At 73.4% G+C, this 24,876-nt stretch carries 19 protein-coding genes and 3 pseudogenes; 14 read left to right on the top strand and 8 right to left on the bottom strand.

All coding sequences use genetic code 11. From position 1 onward, the window contains the following. The first annotated feature begins 42 nt into the window (after window positions 1-42). The 5 genes from pepN to FU792_RS03865 are packed head-to-tail and all read left to right on the top strand — an operon-like array spanning window position 43 to window position 6,166. The gene (gene pepN, locus FU792_RS03885) at window positions 43-2,616 is read left to right on the top strand and encodes an aminopeptidase N (RefSeq protein WP_022924268.1); all 2,574 of its coding nucleotides are present in this window, start codon (window positions 43-45) and stop codon (window positions 2,614-2,616) included. Window positions 2,617-2,653: 37 nt separating this feature from the next. After that, window positions 2,654-3,889 carry an NRAMP family divalent metal transporter gene (locus tag FU792_RS03880; protein ID WP_022924269.1) on the top strand — a complete coding sequence of 412 codons (1,236 nt, stop codon included), beginning with the start codon at window positions 2,654-2,656 and terminating at the stop codon, window positions 3,887-3,889. 7 nt (window positions 3,890-3,896) lie between these two features. Continuing rightward, on the top strand, window positions 3,897-4,667 hold the full coding sequence (locus tag FU792_RS03875) for a LamB/YcsF family protein (protein WP_022924270.1): 771 nt from the start codon (window positions 3,897-3,899) through the stop codon (window positions 4,665-4,667). Window positions 4,668-4,676: 9 nt separating this feature from the next. Continuing rightward, entirely contained in the window at window positions 4,677-5,291 is a 615-nt protein-coding gene (pxpB, locus tag FU792_RS03870; protein WP_022924271.1) for a 5-oxoprolinase subunit PxpB, read from the top strand. Then, window positions 5,288-6,166: a 5-oxoprolinase subunit C family protein gene (locus FU792_RS03865; protein WP_022924272.1), complete on the top strand. Its 879-nt coding sequence runs from the start codon at window positions 5,288-5,290 to the stop codon at window positions 6,164-6,166. Before pxpB ends, FU792_RS03865 begins: the two co-directional genes overlap by 4 nt. Window positions 6,167-6,168: 2 nt before the next feature. Here the strand turns inward: FU792_RS03865 and FU792_RS03860 are convergent, their stop codons facing one another. Then, window positions 6,169-6,426: a Txe/YoeB family addiction module toxin gene (locus FU792_RS03860; protein ID WP_022924273.1), complete on the bottom strand. Its 258-nt coding sequence runs from the start codon at window positions 6,424-6,426 to the stop codon at window positions 6,169-6,171. 325 nt (window positions 6,427-6,751) lie between these two features. Further along, entirely contained in the window at window positions 6,752-8,872 is a 2,121-nt protein-coding gene (gene malQ, locus FU792_RS03855; RefSeq protein WP_338101156.1) for a 4-alpha-glucanotransferase, read from the bottom strand. A gap of 77 nt (window positions 8,873-8,949) precedes the next feature. Here malQ and FU792_RS03850 point away from each other — a divergent pair, with 77 nt between their 5' ends. Beyond that, on the top strand, window positions 8,950-10,110 hold the full coding sequence (locus FU792_RS03850) for a mechanosensitive ion channel family protein (RefSeq protein ID WP_338101155.1): 1,161 nt from the start codon (window positions 8,950-8,952) through the stop codon (window positions 10,108-10,110). A 2,200-nt stretch (window positions 10,111-12,310) separates the two neighbouring features. Here the strand turns inward: FU792_RS03850 and FU792_RS17685 are convergent. Together FU792_RS17685 and FU792_RS17680 are read right to left on the bottom strand one after the other, a co-directional pair. Next, window positions 12,311-13,360: an alpha amylase C-terminal domain-containing protein gene (locus tag FU792_RS17685; RefSeq protein ID WP_238706041.1), complete on the bottom strand. Its 1,050-nt coding sequence runs from the start codon at window positions 13,358-13,360 to the stop codon at window positions 12,311-12,313. 155 nt (window positions 13,361-13,515) lie between these two features. After that, a pseudogene (locus FU792_RS17680) lies at window positions 13,516-14,082 on the bottom strand (alpha-amylase family glycosyl hydrolase); the annotation flags it as partial. 126 nt (window positions 14,083-14,208) lie between these two features. Between FU792_RS17680 and FU792_RS03830 the strand changes: the two are divergent. The 5 genes and pseudogenes from FU792_RS03830 to FU792_RS03810 all read left to right on the top strand — a co-directional run bounded on the left by FU792_RS03830 (window position 14,209) and on the right by FU792_RS03810 (window position 18,653). Beyond that, complete coding sequence (locus tag FU792_RS03830) at window positions 14,209-14,619, top strand: globin (protein WP_022924279.1); 411 nt, start codon at window positions 14,209-14,211, stop codon at window positions 14,617-14,619. 60 nt (window positions 14,620-14,679) lie between these two features. Then, window positions 14,680-16,436 (top strand): annotated as a pseudogene (locus FU792_RS03825) (glycoside hydrolase family 13 protein). Window positions 16,437-16,539: 103 nt separating this feature from the next. Continuing rightward, on the top strand, window positions 16,540-17,076 hold the full coding sequence (locus tag FU792_RS03820) for a SigE family RNA polymerase sigma factor (RefSeq protein ID WP_022924281.1): 537 nt from the start codon (window positions 16,540-16,542) through the stop codon (window positions 17,074-17,076). Then, window positions 17,073-17,942 carry a hypothetical protein gene (locus FU792_RS03815; protein WP_022924282.1) on the top strand — a complete coding sequence of 290 codons (870 nt, stop codon included), beginning with the start codon at window positions 17,073-17,075 and terminating at the stop codon, window positions 17,940-17,942. The genes FU792_RS03820 and FU792_RS03815 overlap by 4 nt, the downstream gene beginning before the upstream one ends. Window positions 17,943-17,963: 21 nt before the next feature. Continuing rightward, entirely contained in the window at window positions 17,964-18,653 is a 690-nt protein-coding gene (locus FU792_RS03810) for an aspartate/glutamate racemase family protein (protein ID WP_022924283.1), read from the top strand. Between the two features lie 84 nt (window positions 18,654-18,737). Here FU792_RS03810 and FU792_RS03805 read toward each other — a convergent pair whose 3' ends face one another. Both FU792_RS03805 and FU792_RS03800 read right to left on the bottom strand, forming a co-directional pair. Continuing rightward, window positions 18,738-20,057 carry a hemolysin family protein gene (locus tag FU792_RS03805; RefSeq protein ID WP_022924284.1) on the bottom strand — a complete coding sequence of 440 codons (1,320 nt, stop codon included), beginning with the start codon at window positions 20,055-20,057 and terminating at the stop codon, window positions 18,738-18,740. Between the two features lie 110 nt (window positions 20,058-20,167). After that, entirely contained in the window at window positions 20,168-21,430 is a 1,263-nt protein-coding gene (locus FU792_RS03800; RefSeq protein WP_022924285.1) for an MFS transporter, read from the bottom strand. 60 nt (window positions 21,431-21,490) lie between these two features. Here FU792_RS03800 and FU792_RS03795 point away from each other — a divergent pair, with 60 nt between their 5' ends. Both FU792_RS03795 and FU792_RS03790 read left to right on the top strand, forming a co-directional pair. Continuing rightward, window positions 21,491-22,090 (top strand): hypothetical protein, encoded by a 600-nt coding sequence (locus FU792_RS03795; protein WP_022924286.1) that lies wholly within the window; start codon window positions 21,491-21,493, stop codon window positions 22,088-22,090. Then, window positions 22,087-22,647 (top strand): winged helix-turn-helix transcriptional regulator, encoded by a 561-nt coding sequence (locus FU792_RS03790; RefSeq protein WP_022924287.1) that lies wholly within the window; start codon window positions 22,087-22,089, stop codon window positions 22,645-22,647. The genes FU792_RS03795 and FU792_RS03790 overlap by 4 nt, the downstream gene beginning before the upstream one ends. 92 nt (window positions 22,648-22,739) lie before the next feature. On the opposite strand, the gene FU792_RS03785 is transcribed toward FU792_RS03790, so the two are convergent. Beyond that, entirely contained in the window at window positions 22,740-23,465 is a 726-nt protein-coding gene (locus tag FU792_RS03785) for a DUF8185 domain-containing protein (protein WP_022924288.1), read from the bottom strand. Between the two features lie 115 nt (window positions 23,466-23,580). Beyond that, window positions 23,581-23,958 (bottom strand): annotated as a pseudogene (locus tag FU792_RS19110) (acyl-CoA thioesterase); the annotation flags it as partial. A gap of 103 nt (window positions 23,959-24,061) precedes the next feature. On the opposite strand from FU792_RS19110, the gene FU792_RS03775 reads away from it, so the two are divergent. Further along, entirely contained in the window at window positions 24,062-24,850 is a 789-nt protein-coding gene (locus FU792_RS03775) for a (Fe-S)-binding protein (RefSeq protein WP_022924290.1), read from the top strand. The last annotated feature ends 26 nt before the right edge of the window (window positions 24,851-24,876 follow it).

The following is a 24,876-nucleotide window of genomic DNA, read 5'->3' as shown; positions in this document are numbered from 1 at the left end:
GACCGCACCTGCGGACCCGACGCTCGACGAGGAGACCTCTGCATGCCCGGCACCAACCTGACCCGTGACGAGGCGGCCGCCCGGGCCGCGCTCGTCCGCTGCGAGTCCTACGACGTGGCCCTGGACCTCACCCGGGGCGCGGAGACCTTCGCGACGAGCAGCACCGTCAGGTTCACCTGCACCAGCCCGGGCGAGTCGACGTGGATCGACTTCGTCGGCGCCTCGGTGGAGCGGGTCGTGCTCAACGGCACCGAGCTCGACCCGGCCACCGCCTGGGTGGACTCCCGGATCGCGCTGCCCGAGCTCAAGGAGAGCAACGAGCTCGTCGTCGAGGCGACCGGGACCTACATGAACACCGGCGAGGGCCTGCACCGCTTCGTCGACCCGGCGGACGGCGAGGTCTACCTCTACACCCAGTTCGAGGTCCCCGACAGCCGCCGGATGTATGCCGTCTTCGAGCAGCCCGACCTCAAGGCCACCTTCGCCTTCACGGTCACCGCGCCGGCCCACTGGCAGGTCATCTCCAACGAGCCGACCCCGGAGCCCACGGCGGTCGCCGACGGCACGGACGGGCAGAACGACGACCGCGGGGCCGCGACCTGGGCCTTCCCGGTGACGCCGCGCATCTCCTCCTACATCACCGCCCTGGTGGCCGGGCCCTACGACGTGGTCCGCGACAGCGTGAGCACCCGGGCCGGCGAGATCCCGCTCGGGGTCTTCTGCCGCAAGAGCCTCACCCCGCACCTGGACGCGGACAACATCCTCGACGTCACCAAGAAGGGCTTCGCCTTCTTCGAGGAGGAGTTCGACTGCGCCTACCCGTTCAGCAAGTACGACCAGATCTTCACGCCGGAGTACAACATGGGCGCGATGGAGAACGCGGGCTGCGTCACCATCGTGGAGAACTACGTCTTCCGGTCCAAGGTGACCGAGGCGATCGTGGAGCGGCGCGCGCTGACGATCCTGCACGAGCTGGCGCACATGTGGTTCGGCGACCTGGTGACGATGACCTGGTGGGACGACCTGTGGCTCAACGAGTCCTTCGCCGAGTGGGCCTCGACGACCGCCCAGGCCGAGGCGACCGGGTGGAAGGACGCCTGGACGACCTTCGGCACCGCGGAGAAGGCCTGGGCCTACAAGCAGGACCAGCTCTCCTCGACCCACCCGGTCGCGGCGGACATGGTCGACCTCGCCGCGGTGGAGGTGAACTTCGACGGCATCACGTATGCCAAGGGCGCCTCGGTGCTCAAGCAGCTCGTCGCCTACGTCGGGCGCGAGCCCTTCCGGGACGGGCTCCGGGCCTACTTCGCCAAGCACGCGTGGGGCAACACCACGCTGCGCGACCTGCTCACGGAGCTGGAGGCGACCAGCGGGCGCGACCTGAGCTCCTGGAGCCAGGTCTGGCTCGAGACGGCCGGAGTCAACACGCTGAGCCCCGAGGTCGAGGTCGCGCAGGACGGCACGATCTCGGCACTGACGCTCGTGCAGACCACGCCGGAGGAGCACCCGACCCTGCGGCCGCACCGCCTCGCGGTCGGCTGCTACGACCTGGTGGACGGCGTGCTGCGCCGGACCCGTCGCGTCGAGCTGGACGTGGACGGCGAGCGCACCGAGGTCGCCGAGCTCGTCGGGCAGCCGGTGCCGGACCTGCTGCTGGTCAACGACGACGACCTGGCCTACGCCAAGATCCGGCTGGACGAGCGCTCGCTCGCCACGGCCCTGGAGCACGTCCGGGGGATCGAGGACTCGCTGGCGCGGGCGCTCGTGCTGGGCGCCGCGTGGGACATGACCCGGGACGGCGAGATGTCGGCCAGCGACTACGTCCGGCTCGTGCTCACCGCGCTGCCCGGCGAGACCGACTCCACATTGCTCCGGGTGCTGATCCAGCAGGTCAGCGCTGCCGCGCTCACGTATACCGCGCCGGCTCACCGGGAGTCGGTGGTGTCCTCGCTGACGACCGGGCTGCGCGAGGCCGCGCTGGGCGCCGACGGCGGCAGCGACGCCCAGCTGCAGCTGGTGACGGCGTGGGCCGCCTTCGCGCAGGCCGAGCAGGACGTCGTCCTCGTGCACGCCCTGCTGGACGGCGAGCGCGAGCTGGCCGGGCTGACGATCGACCAGGACCTGCGCTGGACGCTGCTCACCGCGCTGGCCACGGCCGGCGCGGCGGGCGAGGAGGAGATCGCCGCCGAGCGTGAGCGCGACAACACCGCCACCGGGCACGAGAAGGCGGCCCGCGCCCGCGCGGCGCTGCCGACCGCTGAGGCCAAGGAGCGCGCGTGGACCGACGCGGTCGAGACCGCCGGTCTGTCGAACTCGGTGCTCGCGGCCATGGCGCTCGGCTTCGGCCGGGTGCACGACGTGGCCCTGCTGGAGCCGTATGCCGAGCGCTATCACGCGGTGATCGACCGGGTGTGGTCCGAGCGCACGCACCACATCGCCGAGTCGCTCGCGGTCGGTTTCTACCCGCTGGCCCTGGCGAGCCCGGCCCTGCTGCAGGCGAGCGAGGACTGGCTGGCGGCGCACACCGACGCCTCCAACAGCCTGCGGCGTACCATCGCCGAGAACCGCGACGCCGTCGCCCGGGCAGTCGCCGCCCAGGCGGCCGACGCCGGCTGAGGGCGCGACCGACCGCTCCCACGGGGAGGATCAGCAGATGGAGCAACCACCAGCGTCCACCGGGTCGCCGCGCACCCCGGTCTCCGCCCGGGCGGGACGTGGTGCCCTGCTCGGCGCCGTCTTCCTCATGGCGACCAGCGCCATCGGGCCCGGGTTCATCACCCAGACCACGGTCTTCACCGCCGAGCTGGGTGCGGCCTTCGCGTTCGCGATCCTCGTCTCGGTGATCGTCGACATCGCCGTGCAGCTCAACGTGTGGCGGGTCATCGGGGTGAGCGGGCTGCGGGCGCAGGACCTGGCCAACCGGGTGGTCCCGGGTGCCGGATACCTGCTCGCGGCGCTGGTCGTCTTCGGCGGGCTCGTCTTCAACATCGGCAACATCGGCGGCACCGCGCTGGGAGCCAACGCGATGCTCGGGCTCGACCCGCGGGTCGGCGGCGCCGCCTCAGCGCTGGTGGCGATCGTCATCTTCCTCAGCAAGCGTGCCGGGGTGGCCATGGATCGGATCGTGGTCGTGCTCGGGCTGGTGATGATCGTCATGGTCACCTGGGTGGCGATCACCTCCGATCCCCCGCTGGGCGAGGCGCTGCGTCAGACGGTGCGTCCGGACCGGGTCGACTTCCTGGTCATCGTCACTCTCATCGGCGGGACGGTCGGCGGCTACATCACGTATGCCGGCGCCCACCGGTTGGTGGACTCCGGGATCACCGGGCCGCAGCATGTCCGGGAGATCAGCCGGGTGTCGGTCACCGGCATCGTCGTCGCGGGCATCATGCGCGGGCTGCTCTTCCTGGCCGTGCTCGGCGTCGTCGCCGGGGGCGTCGCCCTGTCCGAGGAGAACCCTCCGGCGTCCGCCTTCGAGGCCGCGCTCGGCGAGGTCGGGGTCATCATCTTCGGGGTCATCCTCTGGGCGGCCGGGATCACCAGCGTGATCGGCGCCTCCTACACCTCGGTGTCCTTCCTCGCCACCTTCTCGGGCTGGCTGCAGCGGCACCGGGGCTGGGTCGTCGTCGGGTTCATCGCGCTGTCAACGGTGGTCTATGTCGCCCTGGGGCAGGCTCCCGTCACGCTGCTCATCCTGGCCGGAGCGCTCAACGGGCTGATCCTGCCGGTCGGACTCGGCGTCATCGTGTGGGTGGCCCTGCGCCGCCAGGACCTGCTGCAGGGCTACCGCTACCCGCTATGGCTGGGCCTGTGCGGTCTGGCAGTGTGGCTTCTGACGCTCTATCTCGCGTGGCAGTCGCTCGGCGGGATCGCCCAGCTGTGGGAGTGAGGCAGACATGACGCACATCGACCTCAACGCGGACCTCGGCGAGAGCTTCGGTCGCTGGAGCCTCGGCGACGACGAGGCGATGCTCGAGGTCGTCACCAGCGCCAACATCGCCTGCGGCTTCCACGCCGGTGACCCGGGGGTGCTGCGCCGGGCCTGCGCCGGCGCAGCGGCCCGTGGCGTCGTGGTCGGCGCCCAGGTGGGCTACCGCGACCTGGCGGGCTTCGGCCGCCGGTTCCTCGACGTCCCGCCGGCCGAGCTGGTCGACGACGTGCTCTACCAGATCGGGGCGCTGGAGGCCCTGGCCCGCGTCGAGGGCACCCGGGTGGCCTACGTCAAGCCGCACGGCGCGCTCTACAACGCGATCGTGCACCACGAGGAGCAGGCGGGCGCGGTCGTGGAGGCGGTGCGCTCCTACGACCCCGGACTCGCCGTCCTGGGGCTGCCGGGCTCGGCGTGGCTGCGACGCGCCGAGGAGGCCGGGCTGCGGATCGTCGAGGAGGCCTTCGCCGACCGGGCCTACACCCCGGAGGCCACGCTGGTCCCGCGCAGCGAGCCCGGCGCCGTCCTGCACGACCCCGACGAGATCGCCGCCCGCTGCGTCCGGCTGGCGACCGAGGGCGTCGTCGAGGCGGTGGACGGCACACAGGTCGAGGTGCGTGCGGCCTCCCTGTGCGTCCACGGCGACAGCCCCGGCGCGGTCGCGATCGCCCGGGCGGTGCGCTCGGCGCTGGAGGGCGCGGGCGTGCGGCTGCGCCCGTTCGTCGAGGTCGAAGGCTAGGGCGCCGGTATGCGCTGCCTGCCCTGTGGCGAGGCCGGGCTCCTGGTCGAGCTGGACGACCTGGAGCAGGTGCTGGCGATGCACGCCGCGCTGCAGGAGGTTCCGCCGCCCGGTGTCGTCGACCTCGTGCCGGCCGCACGAACCCTGCTGCTGCAGCTCGATCCCGCGCTCACCGACCCGGGGGCGGTGGCCGAGGTGGTGCGCTTCACGACGCTGCAGCCCGGTGCGGCGCCGGCGGCCGACAGCGTCGAGATCGCGGTGGTCTACGACGGCGCCGACCTCGCCGACGTCGCCGAGCACACCGGGATGGGCCCGCGCGAGGTGGTGCAGGCGCATACCGGGCAGGAGTGGCGGGTCGCCTTCTGCGGCTTCTCCCCCGGCTTCGGCTACCTGGTCGCCCAGGACGACCGGCTGCACGTGCCGCGGCGGAGCACGCCGCGCACCCGGGTGCCGGCGGGCGCGGTCGGGCTGGCCGGGGAATTCGGCGGGATCTACCCGCGCGAGTCCCCCGGCGGCTGGCAGCTCATCGGCCGCACCGACGCGACGCTGTGGGACGTCGAGCGCGACCCGCCGGCGCTGCTCGTGCCGGGCACGCGGGTCCGCTTCGTGGAGGTCGGGGCGTGACCGGGTCGGGGGGTTCCGCGCTGGAGGTGCTGGCCGCCGGGCCCGGGACCACCGTGCAGGACCTCGGACGTCCGGGGCTGGCCGCCCTGGGCGTCGGCCGCTCCGGTGCCGCGGACCGGCCCTCGCTGCGGCTGGCCAACCGGTTGCTCGGGAACGACGAGGGGGCGGCCGCGGTGGAAGTCACCCTGGGCGGGCTGACCGTGCGCGCCGTCGGTGGTGTGCACGTCGCGCTCACCGGCGCCCCCTGCCCCTTGGCGGTGGACGGTCGCGACGCCGCGGCGAATGCGGTCCACTGGCTCCCGGACGGCGCCGAGCTCTCCCTCGGTATGCCCCCGGTCGGCCTGCGCAGCTACCTCGCCGTGCGCGGCGGTCTCGACGTGCCACCGGTCCTGGGCTCTCGCTCGCAGGACACGCTGGCGGGCCTGGGGCCGGAGCCGGTGACCGAGGGGACGGTCCTGCCGGTCGGGCCGGCGCCGCAGGCCGACCCGGTCGTGGACGCCGCGCCGGTCGACCCGCCGACCGCCGACGAGGTCGTCCTGCGGGTGCGGCTGGGCCCTCGGGACGATTGGTTCACCGACGAGGCCGTGCGCACCCTGTTCGCGCAGGCATACCGGCTCAGCTCCGACTCCGACCGGGTCGGCGCCCGGCTGGAAGGCCCGGCACTCGAACGTTCCGACACGCAGGAGCTGCCGAGCGAGGGCATGGTCCTCGGCAGCCTGCAGGTCCCACCCTCGGGGCAGCCGACCATCTTCCTGGCCGACCACCCGGTCACCGGCGGCTACCCCGTCATCGGTGTGGTCGACCCCCGGGACGTGCCGCTGGCCGCGCAGGCCAGGCCGGGCCAGACCGTGCGCTTCCGCCGGTCAGCCAGCTGACCCTATCCGTAGTGGTAGCGGCAGGCGGCGATGCGGATCTCGTGCGCGGCGATCTTGTAGACGAGTCGGTGCTCGTCGGTGGTGCGCCGCGACCAGTAGCCGGCGAAGTCGTGCTTCAGCGCTTCCGGCTTGCCGACCCCGCATGGCCGTTGCGCTGGATTGTCCTTGAGGAGCAGGTTGATGCGTCTGAGGACCCTGCGGTCCTGCGACTGCCACCAGAGGTAGTCCTCCCAGGCGTGCTCGTCCCAGACCAGCAGCACCCTTGTCAATCCGCCTCGATCAGCCCGTGCGTCGGACCGAGGAGCGGGCCAGCCCTGACCGTGCACCTGCGCGGATGATTCGATTCTCAGGAGCGTTCCGACCCCGTCTTCTTGATCTTGATCAGATAGATCCCCGCCAGGAGGGCGCCCGCCAGACTCACCACGGCCCAGGCCCAGTATCGGCTCCCACCGTCGGTGACGATGCTTATCGCGGCAAGCAGCAGCTGAACGCAGAAGCCGCCCAGGACGATGTAGGCACCGCGTCGATCTGGCGTCAAGGCTCAGAAACTCACGTCGCCGAGGCGCGCAGGTGCAGCGGGGTCGTTCACGGCCCGCGCGAGCCGCCGGGCGGTCCGCCAGGTGACGAGCTCGTCGAGGAGCACGGGGCGACCTTCGGGTCCGGCCAGCGGCACCCGCCAGTTGGGGTACTCCTCGTCGGTGCCGGGCTGGTTGATGACCCGGTGTCGCCGGCGAGGTCGCTGACGCTGACGCCGAGGAGCTTGGCCGGCGTGCGGGTGAGGAAGGCGTGCAGCGCCCGCACCTGCTCGTCGAGGTCCGCGCCCTCGCTCAGCAGGCCGCGGCGGCGCAGGTCGGCCAGCACCTCGTCGCGGGAGCGTGCCTCCTCCGCCTGCTCCTCCTCCAGGGGCCGGTCCAGCAGGCCCAGCCGGGAGCGCAGGTCGACGTGCACGCCCTGCAGGTAGCCGGCGGTCGGCGGGAGGTCGTGCGTCGTGACCGTCGCCAGGCACAGCTCGCGGTAGGCCTCGGGGTCCAGCAGCCGGCCGTCGCCGTCCCAGTCCCGCTCGAACCACAGGATCGAGGTGCCCAGGACGCCCCGCTCGCGCAGGTAGTCGCGCACCCATGGCTCCACGGTGCCGAGGTCCTCGCCGATGACGACGGCACCGGCCCGGTGCGCCTCGAGCAGCAGGATCCCGATCATCGCCTCGTGGTCGTAGCGCACGTAGGTGCCCTGGAAGGGCTCGGCACCGTCCGGGATCCACCACAGCCGGAAGAGGCCGATGACGTGGTCCACCCGCAGCCCGCCGCTGTCGCGCAGCGCGGCGCGCACCATCTCGCGGTAGGGGGCATACCCCAGCTCGGCGAGCTTGTCCGGGCGCCACGGCGGCTGGCTCCAGTCCTGCCCGAGCTGGTTGTACTGGTCCGCGGGAGCCCCGACGGTCACGCCGCGCGCGAGCGCGTCGCCGAGCCCCCAGGCGTCGGCGCCGTCCGGGTGCACCCCGACGGCGAGGTCGGAGATCACGCCGAGCGACATCCCGGTGTCGAGCAGGTCGCGCTGCACCCGGCCGAGCTGCTCGTCGAGCACCCACTGCAACCAGCAGTGGAACTCCACCTCGGGCTCGTGCGCCTGACGGTATGCCTCGACCGCCTCCGCGCGGGCGTCCTGGAGCTCCTCGGGCCACTGCCGCCACGAGGTGCCGTGCTCCTGGCTGATCGCGCACCAGGTCGCGAAGTCGACCAGCCCCTGCCCCTCGCGCTCGACGAAGGCGTGGAAGGCGCGCGCCCGCCGCAGCGACCGCGGCTGCCGGTGGATGAGCCGCAGCGCGGCCTCCTTCGCCGCCCACACCGGGTCCCGCTCCAGCGTGTCGAGCTCGAGGTAGCGCTGCGCGTCGTCGGCGTGCCACTCGATGAGCTGGCGCTGCGCCGCCGACAGGTAGGCCACCTCCGGCACGTCCTCCACCCGGATGTAAATGGGGTTGACGAAGCGGCGGCTGGTGGGCAGGTAGGGCGAGGGCTCCATCTCCCCCACCGGCTCCGCCGCGTGCAGCGGGTTGACCAGCACGAAGTCCGCGCCCATGCCCGCCGCCCAGGCCCCGGCCTCACCCAGGTCGGCGAGGTCGCCCAGGCCCCACGAGGCGGAGGAGCGCATGGCATACAGCTGCGTCATCAGACCCCAGCCCTGGGCGCCCTCACCGGCGAGCGCGTCCGGCAGCTCCAGCCGCGGCGGCGTGATGACCAACGGCATCCGCTCGGTCCCCCCGGCACCTTCGCCGTCGACCGTCACGACCACCTCGTGCCAGCCCAGCGGGAGGTCGGACGGCACCTGGAGCAGCACCCGGCGCACGGGCGTCCCGCCGACGTCGCGCTGCTCGGGCTCGCCCGCCATCGCCGTGAGCCGCAGCTCCTCGCCGTCCTCGGTCCGCACCACGCCCGCCGGCTCGACGCCGGGGCGGACGTGCACGGGCACGGTCGCGTCGGTGCCCTGGGCGATCACGAGGACCGGGGGCAGCGTCCGCCGCCACTCCCGCTCCTGGGCCCGGCTCAGCTCGCGGCCGACGAAGTCACCGGAGACGTCGACACCGAGAGCGGCGAGGACCGCGACGACGGTTTCGTCAGGGACCTCGGTGTGCTGGCCCTGCCAGTCCCAGAACTCGGTGGCGATGCCGTAGGCGTCCGCCAGGTGGGCGAGTGCGGGCGTGCGCTGCGTCACAGGGGTGCTGACCTCTCGGGCGGGGCGGGTTCGAGGCCAGTCTGTCAGCACTGCGGCACAGGTCCACAATGGCAGGCATGTCTGGCCTCGACCTGCCGTTCGACACCTGGGACTCGACCGTGGACTGGCTGCTCGGCGCCCCGTTGCGCGTCGTCCTCATCCTGCTGCTCGCCGTCGTGGCCCGCTGGGCCGCGCACCGCGCCATCCGCGGCGTCGTCGACGGCGCGGCGAAGCGGGCCGACGACCACGAGCGCTCCTCGCTGGAGCGCGCCTTCGACACCGCGACCGGTGCCCGCCGGGAGCGGCGGCGCCAGCGCGCCCTGACCATGGGCTCGCTGCTGCGCAGCATCGCGACCTTCGTCATCGCCACGGTGGCGCTGCTGACGATCATGGCCGAGCTCGGGATGCCGCTGGCACCGCTGCTCACCAGCGCGGGCATCGGCGGCGTGGCCATCGGCTTCGGCGCCCAGTCGCTGGTCAAGGACTTCCTGTCCGGCATCTTCATGATCATCGAGGACCAGTACGGCGTCGGCGACCTCGTCGACACCGGCGAGGCGGTGGGCACCGTCGAGGAGGTCACCCTGCGGGTCACCCGGCTGCGGGACCCCAGCGGTGTCGTGTGGTTCATCCGCAACGGCGAGATCATCCGCATCGGCAACAAGAGCCAGGGGTGGGCGGTGGCGACCATCGACATCCCGGTCGCCTACGACGAGGACCCGGCCCGGGTCATACCCCTGCTGCGGGAGGTCTCAGCGCAGGTGTATGCCGACCCCGAGTGGTCGGACAAGCTGCTCGAGGAGCCCTCGGTGGCCGGGGTCGAGTCGGTCTCCGGCGGCACGATGACGCTGCGGGTCTTCGCCAAGACACGCCCGGCGAGCAGTGGGGGGTGCCCCGGGTCATCCGGGAGCGCGCCAAGGAGCGCTTCGACGACGAGGGCGTCCGCGGGCCGCGGATCTCACCCTTCGGGGACGCCCAGGTCTGAGCGGCGGCGCCGCCCCTGTCGGTCACGCAGGACCGCGACTCCGTCCTCGTCACCACCTCGACCCGATCTCGGTGCGCCGGGCTGCTCGCACCGGCGGATCGCTGAGGACTTTGCGAGACTGGCCGCATGGCAGGGAGGCCGACGGAGGCAGGGACCGGAGCCGAGGAGCTCGTGGGCGTCCACGGTGCCGGGCTGCACCGCCTCGCCGTCATGCTCACCGGCGACCAGGCCGCCGCCACCCGCCTCACCGGCCTGACCCTGGCCCACGCGCCGGGGGCACCGACGGCGCAGGAGCTGCGGCAGCGGCTGGTCCGGACCTTCGTGCGCACCGCGCCCCGACGGCGTGAGCGGACGCTCCCGACCGCGACCCGCGACGCCGGGGACGTGGTGGCGCGGCTGGCGCCCCGGGCGCGCGCCGCCGCGGTGCTGCGTCTCGTCGAGGGGGCCAGCGTCGCCGACGTCGCCACGACCCTGCGGATCGCCCCGGACCGGGTCGGTCGGCTCGTGCCGGACCAGGAGGGTGTGGGTGTGGCGCTGGAGGCGCTGGCGCACCGGCACGCGCTGACCGGTGACCAGCTGCAGCAGGAGCTCGGGGACGCCGTGGCGCAGGCACCGCCGGAGCCGCCGGACCGCGACCGACAGTGGTGGTGGGCCGCTGCGGCGGCCGTCCCGCTCGCCGTGCTGGGCGGGTATGCCCTCTCCCTGGACCGCGAGGACCGGACCGGGCCGGACGACGCCGCGGCACCCAGCACCAGCGTGTCGGCCGGCGCCGTCGACCTCACCGACGCCGGCTTCGAGCTGCGGGACGACGGCACGCCACCGCGGGGCGCGGCCGGGCTGCGGCTGCAGGAGTCCGTCGTGCTCGCGGCCGGTGACGAGGTCGACGTCGAGCTGGGAGGTGACCAGGCGCTGTTCGCGACCTTCGCGGTCCTCTGGTGCGACATGCCCCCGGCGCAGGACCGCAACCTCGAGACCCCCGCCGGGATGGTCACGGTGGCGGGCGAGCGCATACCCCTGCCGTGCGCCGGGCGGGACGGGGAGCCGGCCGTCACCGAGGACCACCTCGTCACCCTGCCGCCCGGCGGCCTGGCCACGGTGGCGGTGACCGGCGACCTGCCGCCCGACGGGGAGGCAGCGCTCGGCGTCTACGCCGAGGACCCCGAGGTCTTCCAGACCCCCTTCCCCAAGGGGGACCGGACGGACGCCCCGGCGGTGCCCGCGGACAGCACGGTCGTCGAGACCGAGGCAGCCGTCCCGTTCCGGATGGCGCCCTACACGCGGCGCGTGCAGGCGGTGGAGCTCGGGGCCGACACGACGATCCGCGTCTGGGCGGGCCGCACCGGCGCGGTGTCGGTGACCGTGAACGGCTCGCCGGTCACGGACGACGGCGACCTGGCCGCCTGGGCCGACGGCGAGGCCGACTGGCGCGAGCAGGACCCCGGGCTCCGCGACGGGCGGTGGACGGTCTACGCGCCGGGGCAGGAACGGGAGTTCCCCCTCCCACCGGAGGCGCTGCCCGCTCCGGGCGAGCGGCGCGAGGCGGTCGTCGAGGTCATGGCCGAGGGCAACGGTGACCACGTGCAGGTCGTGGCGACCGACACCTCGCCGGTGGACGTCGACCTCTCGCCCGCGGCCAGGACGGAGCCGCCCGACCTCCCGACCCTGGTCTCGGGGCACCGGCTCGTCGGGACGTGGGAGCTCCCGGCGGACGCGCACGCCCGCGAGCTCGAGTCCCCTCCCGCGGACCCGTCGGCCCTGGTATGGTCCCTGCTGCTCGAGGAGGCTCCCGAGAGCGCGTCGCGCTGGGCCCCCTTCGCCGGGGAGGGGCTGCTCGAGCGCGGCGAGGAGGCCATCCCGGTCTACACGATGCTCGACCCGTCCCAGGTGGTCGAGGGGCTCGCGGCTCCCTGGGCCGATCCCTTCCCCCTGGACGACGCCGACGCACCGTTGCGCGCCACGGCACCCGCCACGCCCGGCCACCCGACGAGCCTGCTCGTCGGCTACGAGCCGGTGCCCTACGAGGAGTTCGACTTCGCCGCCGCGGCGGTCCCGGAGCACGTGTGGAGCGCCGGGGAGGATCCCGGCCGCTCCGACTACGGTCTGCGTGGCGACCCGCTGGAGACCCTCCGGCCGGCCGACCTCGACGAGGACGGCACGACCGTGCTGGAAAGTGCCCGCCGGCGGGTTCGGCGCCCGGATCAGCACCGAGGGCAAGGGCCGCATCCGCTTCCTGGTAGACGATCACCCGGTCGACGGTCTGCACGGCCGGCGGGTGGTGGTCGAGCTGGACCGTCGAGGCGGTGACCTCGGAGACCCCGCTCAGCTACTCCTACGGTGGCACGATCCAGCCGCAGCTGACCGTGGTCGTCGAGGACTACGAAGACTTCACGATCGAGCTGCTGCGGATGTGACGCCGGTGGCCGGCGTGCTGAGCAGCTGACCGCGCGAGGTCGTCATCAGTCCTGCGAGAGGATCAGCGCGGCATACGGACCGACGCTGACCAGCGCGCTGTCCGCCCGACCGTCCCACGGGCGCGGTTCGGTGTCGGTGTCGTGCGCGTGGACGGACCCCAGCCCGGGGCCGTAGGTCGGGGCGTCGGTGTTGCAGCGCACCCGCCACCGGCCGCCTCCCGGCAGCCCGAGACGCAGGTCGCGCCGCGGGTGCGTGGTGAGGTTGACGACGACCACGACGTCGTCGCCCGGCCCGCCCCGGTCCCACCGGTGGTAGGCCAGGATCCCGTCGTCGGCGCGGAGGACCTGCGTGTGCCGTCCCCGCAGGCCACGGGTCGTGCCGGAGGCGTCGCGGCGCAGCCGGACCAGCTGCCGCACCAGGTGGAGGAAACCCGCCCGATGATGGGCCTTGGCCCAGTCGACCGGGTGGGTGTCGGTGAACCAGCCGTCCTCCAGCACGTCCTGTCCCTGGAACAGCATGGGTATGCCCGGGGCGGTCAGGGTGAGGACCAGCCCGAGGGCGGACCGGGTCCGGGAGTGCCAGGAGTCGGCCCGGCCCGGCATGATCTGCTCCGGCACCCGGGCGCGGCCGTTGGCCACCTCGTCGTGCGACTCGGTGTAGACCACCCGCTCGTGCAGGGGACCGCCCTGCCCCAGGACCGCGGCGGCCACCGCCCGCACATCACGCCCCGCGTCGTCGACGGCCTCCAGCGCCGCGCGCACCCCGTGCACGAAGCGGGCGTCCCACTGGCTGTGGAAGCCCAACCCTCCCTCGTGAGGCGACCGGGTGACCGCCGGGTCGTCCTGCATGTCCTCGGCGACCAGCAGCTTCCACGGCTGACGCGAGCGCAGGTCGCTGGTGAGCGCGGCCAGGTAGCGGTCGCCGGCCGCGATGTGGTGCGCGGGATCGCGCACGTCGCCCCAGCGCGAGCGCACGAAGTTGGTGCCGTCGAGGCGCAGGCCGTCGACCCGGAAGTCCTCCAGCCACATGACGGCCGAGTCGCGCAGGAAGTTGCGCACCGCCTTGCGGTCGTAGTTGGGCCGGGTCGCCCCCACGGGGTGAGGGCCCGGCGGTCGTTGTAGAAGAACGCACCGCCGTAGCGGCGGCGCCCGGCGGCCCCGTCGAAGCGCCACAGGTGCGGACCGTCCGGACCCACGTGGTTGTGCACGACGTCGAGGATCACCGCGATGCCCCGCGCGTGCGCCTCGCGCACGAAGCGTGCGAAGGCCTGCGGCCCGCCGTAGCTGGACTCGATGGCATACAGCTGGGAGGGGTTGTAGCCCCAGCTCGTCCCGGAGGCGAACTCGAAAGGCGGCATCACCTCGACCGCGGTGACCCCGAGCCAGGCGAGGTGGTCGAGCCGCCCGATGGCGGTGTCGAAGGTGCCGGGGCCCTCGGCCGTGGCGGCGAAGGTCGGCACGTGCAGCTCGCAGACGACGAGGTCGTCCCACCCCGGTGCCCGGAAGTGCTCTCCTCCCCAGTCGATCCGCCGCGGGTCGAAGACGACCGAGGCCCCCCGCGCACCGGTGACCTGCCGGGCGCACGGGTCTTGTCGCGAGAGGTAGGGGCCGCCACGGCGCACGAGGAAGCGGTAGTGGCTGCCCGGGCCGGCCCCCGGCACGAAGGCGGACCAGGTGCCGGAGCGGTGGTGGTCCTTCGCGAGGACGGTGCGCCGCCGCTGGTCCCAGCCGCAGAAGTCGCCCACCACCGCGACCTGCCGCGCCTGCGGTGCCCACACGCGGAAGGTCACGCCGTCGTCGTGCGGGACCGCGCCCATACCGGGGTAGGACGAGGATCTGGCCGGCACGGGTCCGAGCCTAGAGGCCGGTGCCGACAACCCGGGAACCGGCGGGGCTCTGCTGCGGCGTCGTCCGGGGCCGTCCGGGTTTGGCACCATGGACGGGTGACCCAGCCCTCCCCCGACGTCCCCACCACCGTCTACGAGCGAGTCGGTGGCCACGATTTCTTCGTCGTCCTGGTGCGCGAGTTCTACCGCGGCGTCGCCCAGGACCCGCCGCTGCGCGACCTCTACCCCGAGGAGGACCTCGGCCCGGCCGAGGTCCGGCTGCGGATGTTCCTCGAGCAGTACTGGGGCGGCCCCACGACCTACTCCGAACAGCGGGGCCACCCCCGCCTGCGTATGCGCCACCACCCCTTCCGGGTCACCCCCGCGCAGCGGGACCGCTGGCTGCACCACATGAACACCGCGCTCGACACCGTCAGCGACCGGATGAGCGCCCTGGACGAGCAGCAGATGCGCGCCTACATGGCGCACGCCGCGCAGGCGATGGTCAACACCCTCGCCGAGGACTGACCGGCCGCACGGTCGGTCGAGTTGCGCGGGCGGGGGCGCGGCAACATAGCGTTGCGCAGCGTGACCGCCTCCCCCTCGACGCACGCCCCCACGACCCACGCCCCCACGACCCACGACTCGCCCTGGTGGCGCCACGCCGTCATCTACCAGGTCTACCCCCGCAGCTTCGCCGACCACGACGGCGACGGGGTCGGTGACCTCCCGGCATCACCTCCCGGTTGCCGTACCTCGCCGAGCTGGGCGTGGACGCGATCTGGATCAGCCCGTTCTACCTCTCCCCCATGGCCGACGCGGGGTATGACGTCGCGGACTACCGAGACATCGACCCGGTCTTCGGCACCCTGGACGACGCCGACAGCCTCATCGCCACGGCCCACGACCTGGGGCTGCGGGTGCTCGTCGACCTCGTGCCCAACCACACGAGCGACGAGCACCTGTGGTTCGAGGAGGCCGTGGCGGCCGCCCCGGGGAGCCCCGAGCGCGAGCGCTTCATCTTCCGCGACGGCCGCGGCGACGGCAGCGAGCCCCCCAACAACTGGAAGAGCATCTTCGGCGGGATCGCCTGGACCCGGGTCACCGAGGCCGACGGCCAGCCCGGCCAGTGGTACCTCCACCTCTTCGACACCAAGCAGCCCGACCTCAACTGGCACAACCCCGAGGTCGTCGAGGAGTTCCACGACATCCTGCGCTTCTGGCTGGACCGCGGCGTCGACGGCTTCCGGGTCGACGTCGCGCACTCGCTGGTCAAGGAGCCGGAGCTGCCGGACTGGGAGCAGCGGGCCGTCATGGCCGGCGCCGACGACGAGCCGCTGGTGCACGGGGACCTGGGCCCGATGTGGGACCAGGACGGGGTGCACGAGGTCTACCGCGGGTGGCGCCGGGTGCTGGACTCCTACAACCCCGAGGGCGACCCGGCGCGGGACCGCATCCTGTGCGCCGAGGCCTGGCTGCCCACGCAGGAGCGCACGATGGCCTACGTCCGGGAGGACGAGATGCACCAGGCCTTCAACTTCCACTACCTCCAGGCCGCGTGGCGCGCGACCGACCAGCGCCGGATCATCGAGACCTCGCTGGTCGCCGCCGAGGAGGTCGGCGCACCCACGACCTGGGTGCTCTCCAACCACGACGTGGTCCGGCACGCCTCCCGGATGGGCCTGCCGGTCGGGTCGCCCCGCCCCAACGGCATCGGCGTCGACGACCCGCAGCCCAACGCCGTCCTCGGGCTGCGCCGGGCCCGCGCCGCGACCGCGATGATGCTCGCCCTGCCGGGGTCGGCCTACCTCTACAACGGCGAGGAACTGGGCCTGCCGGACCACACGGCGCTGCCGGACGGCGTGCGCCAGGACCCCGCCTTCCACCGGACGCAGGGCGAGGAAACCGGCCGCGACGGGTGCCGCATACCGTTGCCGTGGGTCGCGGACCAGCCGTCCTTCGGCTTCGGGACCGGGGCGGACACCGAGCCCTGGCTCCCGCAGCCGCTGCTCTACGGCCCGCTGTCGGTCGACCGGCAGGACGGCGTCGTCGGGTCCACGCTCGAGCTCTACCGCACCCTCCTACGGCTGCGGCGCGAGCACGACCTCGGCGTCGGCGGACTCGAGTGGATCACCGACCTCGGGGGTATGCCTCTGCCCGACGACGTCGTCGCGTTCACCAACGCCCGCGCCGACGGGGCGCCGATCACCGTGGTCACCAACCTGGGCTACGACCCGGTGATAGTCCCCGAGGACCGCGACGTGCTGGTCTGCAGCGGCTTCCTGCACACCGGCGCCGACGGCCAGCGGCTGCTGCAGCGGGACACCACGGTCTGGCTGGCATGAGCATCGGTCGGCAGGCCCGGCGCGAGGGCTGAGGCGGCCGAGGCAACCGATCCGCACCCCCAGCCGGTTCATCCAGGAGAGCACCCGAGCGAAGGGATGGACCATGGTGCGTGAACCCGAAGGGTTCCGCGAGTTCGTGACCCAGCGCTCGCCGGCCCTGCTGCGCACCGCGTGGATGTTGACCGGAGACGCGCACACGGCCGAGGACCTGCTGCAGACCGCCCTGGCACGGGCGTGGCCGCACTGGTCCCGGATCCACGACCAGCACCCGGAGGCCTACGTGCGCCGGGTGATGGTGCGGACCAACGCGAGCTGGTGGTCCCGGCGGTGGCGCGGCGAGCGGCCGACCGAGGACCTCGCCGGGGCAGCCGCCGGTGCCGGGGACCGCGACGTGCGCCCGGCGCGTCCGGAGACCGACGACCCGCAGCGGGGCATACCGGACCGGCTGGACCTGGCCCGCGCCCTGCGCGCGCTGCCCGTGCGGCAGCGTCAGTGCGTCGTCCTGCGGCACTTCGAGGACCTGTCGGTCGCGGACACGGCACGGGCCATGGGGTGCTCGGAGGGCACCGTCAAGAGCCAGACAGCCAAGGCGCTCGCGAGTCTGCGCACCGCCGTCGAGCGGGAGGAGAACGTGCGATGACGACCACCGACCAGCTCAGCCAGCAGCTCAAGGCACTGCCGCCGGACCTGCCCGACGAGGCCGACCGCCTCGGCCAGATCGGGCAGCGGGTGGTCCGACGACGTCGCCGCACCGCCGCCGTGACCGCAGCGGGGGCCCTCGCGGTCGTCCTCGCAGGCTGGGGCGTGACCCGGGTGATCCCCGGCGACCCTGGTCCGACCGGCCCGGCGGGGAGCGTGGAGACCACCAACCCCGGGTTCGAGTTCAGCAACCGCTCCCCGGGGACCGTCCTCGGCTCCACGGCGCTCGCCGAGCCGACGACCTTCACCGGCTCAGGCGTGCAGGAGGTCGACCTCGCCGGCATCAGCCGGCCCGAGGGCACCGAGGCGCTGCGGCTGCGCGTCGACTGCCAGGGCGACGCCCTGGCGATGTGGCCCTTCCGGGCTGCGACGATCGGCTGCCGACCCGTCGACGGTCTCCCGGAGCAGGCCTACCAGGAGTTCCCGCGGTCCTTCCTCGTGCCGGTCGAGCAGGCCGACGGCGCCTTCACCATCCAGGTCACCGACGAGGCCTCCTGGGAGCTGGTGGTGGAGCCGGTGGAGGTGGACCAGATCCCGTTCGGCGTCAACGAGCGCGGCCAGACCTACGGCGTGGCCAGCCCGATGGGCGAGCCGGACCTCGTGGAGGTGCGCGGCGAGGACATGGTCGGCGGGTATGTCGAGGCCAGCCGCCTCGAGGAGCTCGCCGGGGCGACCCCGGAGACGCTGGAGGAGCTCGAGCGCTGGCGCGAGGTGGAGCGGGAGCCGCTGGAGATCCCGACCTACTCCTCCGACGGCATCAGCGTGAAGGGCCGCCTCGAGATCCAGGTGCCAGCCGAGCGGCGCTGAGGCCTGGCTAGCGTGCAGCCCATGCGGACGATCGGGCTGCTGGGCGGCATGAGCTGGGAGTCGAGCGCGGAGTACTACCGCCTCCTCAACGAGGGCGTGCGGGACAGGCTGGGTGGTCTGCACTCCGCCCGCCTGGTCCTGGCGTCGGTGGACTTCGCGCAGGTCGAGGCCATGCAGGTCGCCGGCGACTGGGAGGCCGCGGGCCGGCTGCTCGCCGACGAGGCGCGCGGCGTCGAGGCGGCCGGTGCGGACCTGCTGCTCATCTGCACCAACACCATGCACAAGGTGGCCGACCAGGTGCAGGCGGCCGTGGGCATACCGCTGCTGCACCTGGCGGACGCCACCGCGCGGGCCGTGCAGGGCGCCGGGATCGAGCGGGTCGGGCTGCTCGGCACAGCCTTCACGATGGAGCAGGACTTCTACACCGGGCGGCTCTCCGACCACGGCCTGGACGTGCTCGTGCCGGACGCGCCGGGCCGCGAGCTGGTGCACCGCGTCATCTACGACGAGCTCTGCCAGGGCGTCGTGCGCGAGGAGTCGCGGCAGGCATACCAGCGGGTCGTCGCCGACCTCGTCGAGCGCGGGGCGCGGGGCGTGATCCTCGGCTGCACCGAGATCGAGCTGCTGCTCGGGGCCGACGACGTCGACGTGCCCGTCTTCGCCACGACCGCGCTGCACGTCGAGGCTGCCCTGGACGCCGCGCTGGGGTAGCCCTGTGCGCAGTGGTGCGTCACACCCGTCGCTGGGAGCACGGATGCGACGCACGGTCCTGCACCACCATCGGCACGTATGCCCTCAGCCGGGCCGCTTCCTCTCGCCCCCGGGCGCCTTCTCCCGCACCACCTCGACCTCGGTGATCCGCAGCCCCTCCAGCCCGACCACGGTGAGCCGCACGTCGTCGAGCGCGACGCTGTCACCCTCCTCCGCGAGCCGCCCCAGCCGGTCAAGGACCAGCCCGGCGACCGTCTCGTAGGAGCCGTGCGGCAGCGCCAGCCCGAGCGCGTCCTCCAGCTCCTCGACGATGAGGCTGCCCGACACGACGGCCCGGCCCCCGGCGCGGACGAGCGAGTCTTCGGGGTCGGGGTCGGTGTCGTACTCGTCGTAGATCTCGCCGACGACCTCCTCGACGAGGTCCTCGATGGTGACGATGCCCTCGGTGCCGCCGTGCTCGTCGACCACGAGCGCGAGGTGCTGCTGCTCGGCGCGCAGCAGCGCGAGCGTGGCCAGCACCGGCTTGGTGACCGGCAGCGCGGTGATCTCGCGGACGACCTCGCGGACCTGCCGCTGCTCGCGCTCGGCCTCGGGCAGGGTGAGCAGGTCGCGGATGTGGACGAACCCGAGCACGTCGTCCACACCCTGGTCGGTGACCGGGTAGCGGCTGTGTCCGCTGTCCCGGATCGGTCCGACGACCTCGGCGACGGTGGCGTCCGCGGCGAGGAACTGCACGTCCGGACGCGGGCGGAGCACGTCGCCGAGGGTGCGCTCGGCCGCGCGGAAGACGTCGGAGAGGATCTCGCGGCTGTAGGGCCGCAGGTCGCGGTTGTCCTCCACGGTCCGCCGCAGCTCCTCGATCGTCATCTCCTCGCTGGTCGCGTCCGGGTCGCCGCCGAGCAGCCGCACCACGAGGTTGGTCGAGACCGAGAGGAACCAGATGACCGGGCGCAGCAGGGTCGCGAAGAGCCCCAGCGGCGGGGCGAGGACGCGGGTCAGCCCGGCGGAGCGCTGCATCGCCAGCCGCTTGGGGGCCAGCTCGCCGAGCACCAGGGACAGGTAGGCGATGACCAGCGTCATCGCGACCAGGGCGACCGGGTCCGCGACCGGTTCGGGCATACCCACACCGTGCAGCCAGGCCGACACCGACGGCGAGATCGTCGCGCCGCCGAAGGCCGAGGAGAAGAAGCCGGCGACGGTGACCCCGACCTGGACGGCGGAGAGGAAGGTGTTGGGGTCGCGCACCAGCTCGGCGATCCGCGCGCCCCGCTCGCCGGAGCGCTCGATCTCGTCGACCTGCGAGGGTCGCAGCGACACGATCGCCATCTCGGTCGCCGCGAAGACGCCCCCGACGAGCACGAAGAGCAGCACCAGCGCGATGTTGGTCAGCAGGGCGGCATCCATGCGGTCAGGGTATGCCGAGCCCGCCTCCGCCCCGCCCCACCCGGGACCAACGTCGGGGTAGCACGACCTCCATCGGGAAGTATGCCGATGAAGGTCGTGCTAGGCCGCGGTCAGTCCCGGGGGGAGAGGGCGTCGAGCTCGCGCGGCAGGTCGCGCATCCCGATGAGCGGTGAGAGCAGCACCGGCAGCGAGGCCAGCACGCACAGGACCGCGAAGATCCACAGCGTCGGGATCACACCCAGCTCGCGCCCCAGCACCCCGCCGAGGAAGGCGCCGATGGGCATCGGGCCCCACACGAGGAAGCGGATCGAGGCGTTCATCCGGCCCAGCAGCGGCTTGGGGCAGAGCCGCTGACGGAAGCTGACCTGCACGACGTTGTAGACGACGACCGCCCAGGAGATGAGCAGGTTGCCCACGAGCAGCGTCGGCACCGGCGGCAGGATCGACGCGAGCGGCACGCTGAGCAGCGCGATGCCCCCGAGGAGCGAGGCGAGCGGGATGGAGCGTCCCTCCCCGACGAGCCGGCCGAACCACCCCGACGTCACCGCACCAAGGATGCCCCCGACCGCCCCCAGCGAGAGCACCAGCCCCAGGGTGGTCTCGGAGAAGCCCAGCGTGCTGACGGTATACAGCACGAAGAGCGCGAAGATGCCGCTGGAGGAGAAGTTGGTGAGCCCGGTGCAGGCCACGATGCGCCGCAGCAGCGGGTGGCCGAGCACGAAGCCCAGACCCTCCTTGATCTCGGTGACCAGCGGGCGCCGCGCCGCGGGGTCGGGCGCCGGCTCCTCGTGCTGGATCCGGCTGACGAAGAGCGAGGAGAGCCCCATGCAGACCGAGGTGACCGCGATGGTGAGCGGCGAGCCGAACCAGCGGACGAGGACCGCGGCCGCGGCCGGCCCGACGACGAACGCCGCCTGTTGGCTGGCCTGCAGCTTGCCGTTGCCGTCGCTGATCTGGTCCCCGGCGACGATCTCGGGCAGGTAGGACTGGTTGGCGACGTCGAAGAAGACGGTGATGCAGCCGACCCCGAAGGCCACGACGTAGACCTGCCACATCGTCAGCGCGTCCAGCAGCCACGCCACCGGCAGGGTCAGCAGCAGCGCCGCCCGGGTGAGGTCCCCCAGCACGAGCACCCGCTTCTTGCGCCAGCGGTCGACCCAGGCCCCGGCGGGCAGCCCGATGAGCAGGAAGGCCAGCGACTCCAGCGCCGCGAGCAGGCCCATCTCGAAGGCGTCCGCGCCCAGCAGCTGCACCGCCATGAGCGGCATCGCGAAACCGACGAACTGCGCCCCGAAGACGGAGACGGTGTCGCCCATCCACAGCTGGCGGAAGTCGTGGTGGCGCCAGAGGCTGCCGGGTCGGGGCGAGGTCACGCCGATGATCCTGCGGCAAGTGATTGAGTTCTGTCAATCACTTTTGCGTAGGATGCTGGCATGGCGGCTGGCGACTCCTGGCTCTACATCGTGACCGACATCGAGGTCGACGGGCCCTGGCCCGGGCCCAACTCGATGCGCTCCTTCGCCAGCGTCGCGGTCCGCGAGACCGGCGAGGAGGTCGACACCTTCGAGGCGGTGCTCGAGCCGCTGCCGGGCGCCGCGCCCAACCCCGACACGCTCGCGTGGTTCCAGGGGCACCCCGAGGCCTGGGCCGCGTGCACCACCGACCCGGAGCCGGTGCCGGAGGTCATGGCCCGCTGGGTCGACTGGGTCGCGGCGCTCCCCCGTCCGCGGGCTTTCGCCGCCTCCCCGATCGCCTTCGACGGCCCGTGGATCGACCTCTACCTGCGGCGCTTCACCCGCTACGGCCTCACCATGGGTCCCTACGAGACCGACACCCTCTTCGACCACGGCGCGCTGTGCCTGCGCAGCTACGCCGCCGCCGTCCTCGGCCGCCCGGTCGGCGAGATCTCCCCGCACACGCTGCCGCCGGAGTGGCTCGGCGACGTGGCGCATACCCATCGCGCCATCGACGACGCCCGGGGGTATGCCCATCTCCTCGGCGAGCTCATGCGCCGCTCCGGGGCGGTCCGGTGACCCCGGCGCGCCACGACCCCACGTCGGCGTCGGGCACCCCGGCGCCGGAGCCCTTCGACGCCACCGACGCCGAGGCCCGCGCCCTGGCCTCCGGGCTGCGGCTGCGGATGCTGCGCTTGGCCCTGGACGAGCCGCTCACCAACCGGGAGATCGCCGACGCCCTCGGGCTCAACCCCGCCACGTGTCTGCACCACGTCCGCACCCTCGTCGACACCGGCTTCCTCGAGGCGCTGGAGCCGCGGCGCGGACGGCGCGGCGCGCGGGAGATCCCCTACCGCGCCACCGGCCGCTCCTGGTATGCCCGCACCCCGGCCATCTCCCACAGCATGGTCGAGGCCTTCGTCGCCGAACTCGGGCAGGTGCCCGCGGACCGCGCCGACGTCACGCTGACCCGCCTCCGACTCAGGCTGCCGCCGGAGGAGCTGGCGGAGTTCCGGCGTCGGCTCCACGAGCTGGTCATGGAGTTCCACGACCGCCCGCGAGACCCGGACGCCGAGCCCTGGTCGTTCTTCCTCGCCCTCCACCCGGAGGCCCCGAGCGCCCAGCCCGGCGACTGACGGCCTGACCCGGACCGGTCGGTCTCCGGCCGGCCCACGGATCTGGACATCGGTTTCCGGGGCCGGGGCACCACTTCCCGATGTCCAAGAACTCACGGCCGCAGCACGACGTGGCCTGCCTCGGTCGACACCCGCAGCCAGGGGCCGCTGCGGTGGACGCTGGCCGCGGCCCCGGGAGGTATGCCAGCCCCGTCCGGTCCGAGGAAGCCGAGCGCGTGCGCGGCGAGCGCTGCCCCGGCCGGCACCGCGGTGCCCATCACCGCAGCGCCCGCTCCCTCGCCAGACCCGCCGCTCCCCGGCAGCGGTCGCCCCCACACCCGGGCCCGCAGTGCGCCCACGGCCGCCGAGCCGGAGCCCTCGGGCGAGCCCTGCGCCACCTCGGCGATTCCGTCACGCGCCCCCTGCGCCAGCAGCTCCGGCGCGATCTCGTCGACCCGCTCCCAGCCACCCATCGGCGGCGAGAGCGCGGTCCAGGGCGGCGTGACCGTCGTCGGCGGCACCGGCAGCGTCGTCGACACGTCCCCGGTCGAGGCCCGCCTCGCGAAGCGGTCGGCCAGCCCGGCCAGCGGCACGGTGACGTCGAGCGCCTCCTGCCCGGTCGCGAGCGCCATCGTCCGCAGCCCCAGCACGAGCCCCGAGCGCAGCACGCCCTGACCGGGCAGCACGCACACCCAGGCGCCCAGCACCGGACGCGCACCGCCGGTCACCTGCAGCCGGATGGCGCCGTCCTCGTCGAGCACCGATGCCCGCCGCGCATACGTCGCGAGGTCGGCCAAGCCCTCCCCGTCGGGGAAGGCGAGCCTCGAGCCGCCGCTCACGCGTCCCCCCGCGGGCCCCTCCGCCGACCGACCGGTCGCTGCGCAGCACGGGGCTCGGGCCGGTCACCGCGGCCAGCGCCTCCCGCTCCTCCGCCCCGAGCCGCCGCGGCCGCTGCTGCCGCAGGTCGTAGGCGACCAGGCTCACCCGGCCCCGCGCATAGACGGTGTCGTCCCCCTCCGGCCCGGCGACGGCATACCCGAGCTCGAAGCTGGCGCCCCCGACCCCGCCGCACCACACCGCGACCCGGGCGGGGGCATAGGCGAACTCCATCGGCAGCAGGTAGTCGATCGCCTGCGAGACCACGAGCATCCCCTCGTCGATGAGGTCACGGCCCTGACCGAACCACGCCTTGAAGGCGTAGACCCGGGCCTCCTCGAAGAGCCGGAGGTACTGCACGTTGTTGACGTGGGCGTAGGCGTCCAGGTCCGACCAGCGCACGGTGATGTCGAAGACCGAGGCCACCTCGGGGACGTCGGGCAGGGAGGTGCTCATGGCGCCATTGTGTCGCGACGCCCGCGCGGCGGGGCCACGGGTGCCGACCCTCGATCCCGGCGACTGGTAGCGTGGGCGGGGACCCTGCGACACGAGGAGACCGATGACCGCCACCGATGTCGGCACGGACCGCGACCGCCCCGGCACCGGGGTGAGCGTCGCGCTGTTCGCCACGTGCTTCAACGACACGATGTGGCCCGAGGCCCCGCGCGCCACCGTCACCCTGCTCGAGCGCCTGGGCTGCCGCGTGGCCTTCCCGCGGGAGCAGACGTGCTGCGGGCAGATGTTCACCAACACCGGGTATGCCGACGCCGCCACCCCGCTCGTGCGCCGCTTCGTCGACGTCTTCGACGGCTTCGACCACGTCGTCGCCCCCAGCGGCTCCTGCGTCGGATCGGTCCGGGAGCAGCACGCCATGCTGGCCCGACGGGCCGGTGACCACGGGCTGGAGCGCGAGGTCGAGGAGCGGGCCCCGCGGGTGCGCGAGCTGTCCGAGTTCCTCGTCGACGTGCTCGGGGTCACCGACGTCGGGGCCTACTACCCGCACCGGGTCACCTACCACCCCACCTGCCACAGCCTGCGCATGCTCGGGGTCGGCGACAAGCCGCTGCGGCTGCTGCGCGAGGTGCGGGGCCTGGACCTCGTCGAGCTGCCGCGCGCGACCGAGTGCTGCGGCTTCGGCGGGACCTTCGCGGTGAAGAACGCCGACACCTCCATCGCCATGGGCGCCGACAAGGCCCGACACGTCCGCGACACCGGCGCCGAGGTGCTCGCCGCGGGCGACAACTCCTGCCTGGCCCACATCGGCGGGATCCTGGACCGGCAGCGCTCGGGGGTGCGCACCGTGCACCTCGCGCAGATCCTCGCCGCGACCGAGGAGGATCCGGCGTGAGCGGCATACCGGCGCAGCAGACGTCG

The organism is Serinicoccus marinus DSM 15273 (assembly GCF_008386315.1).
In the GTDB taxonomy this organism is placed as follows: domain Bacteria; phylum Actinomycetota; class Actinomycetes; order Actinomycetales; family Dermatophilaceae; genus Ornithinicoccus; species Ornithinicoccus marinus.
This window is presented reverse-complemented; position numbering and strand designations above follow the sequence as displayed.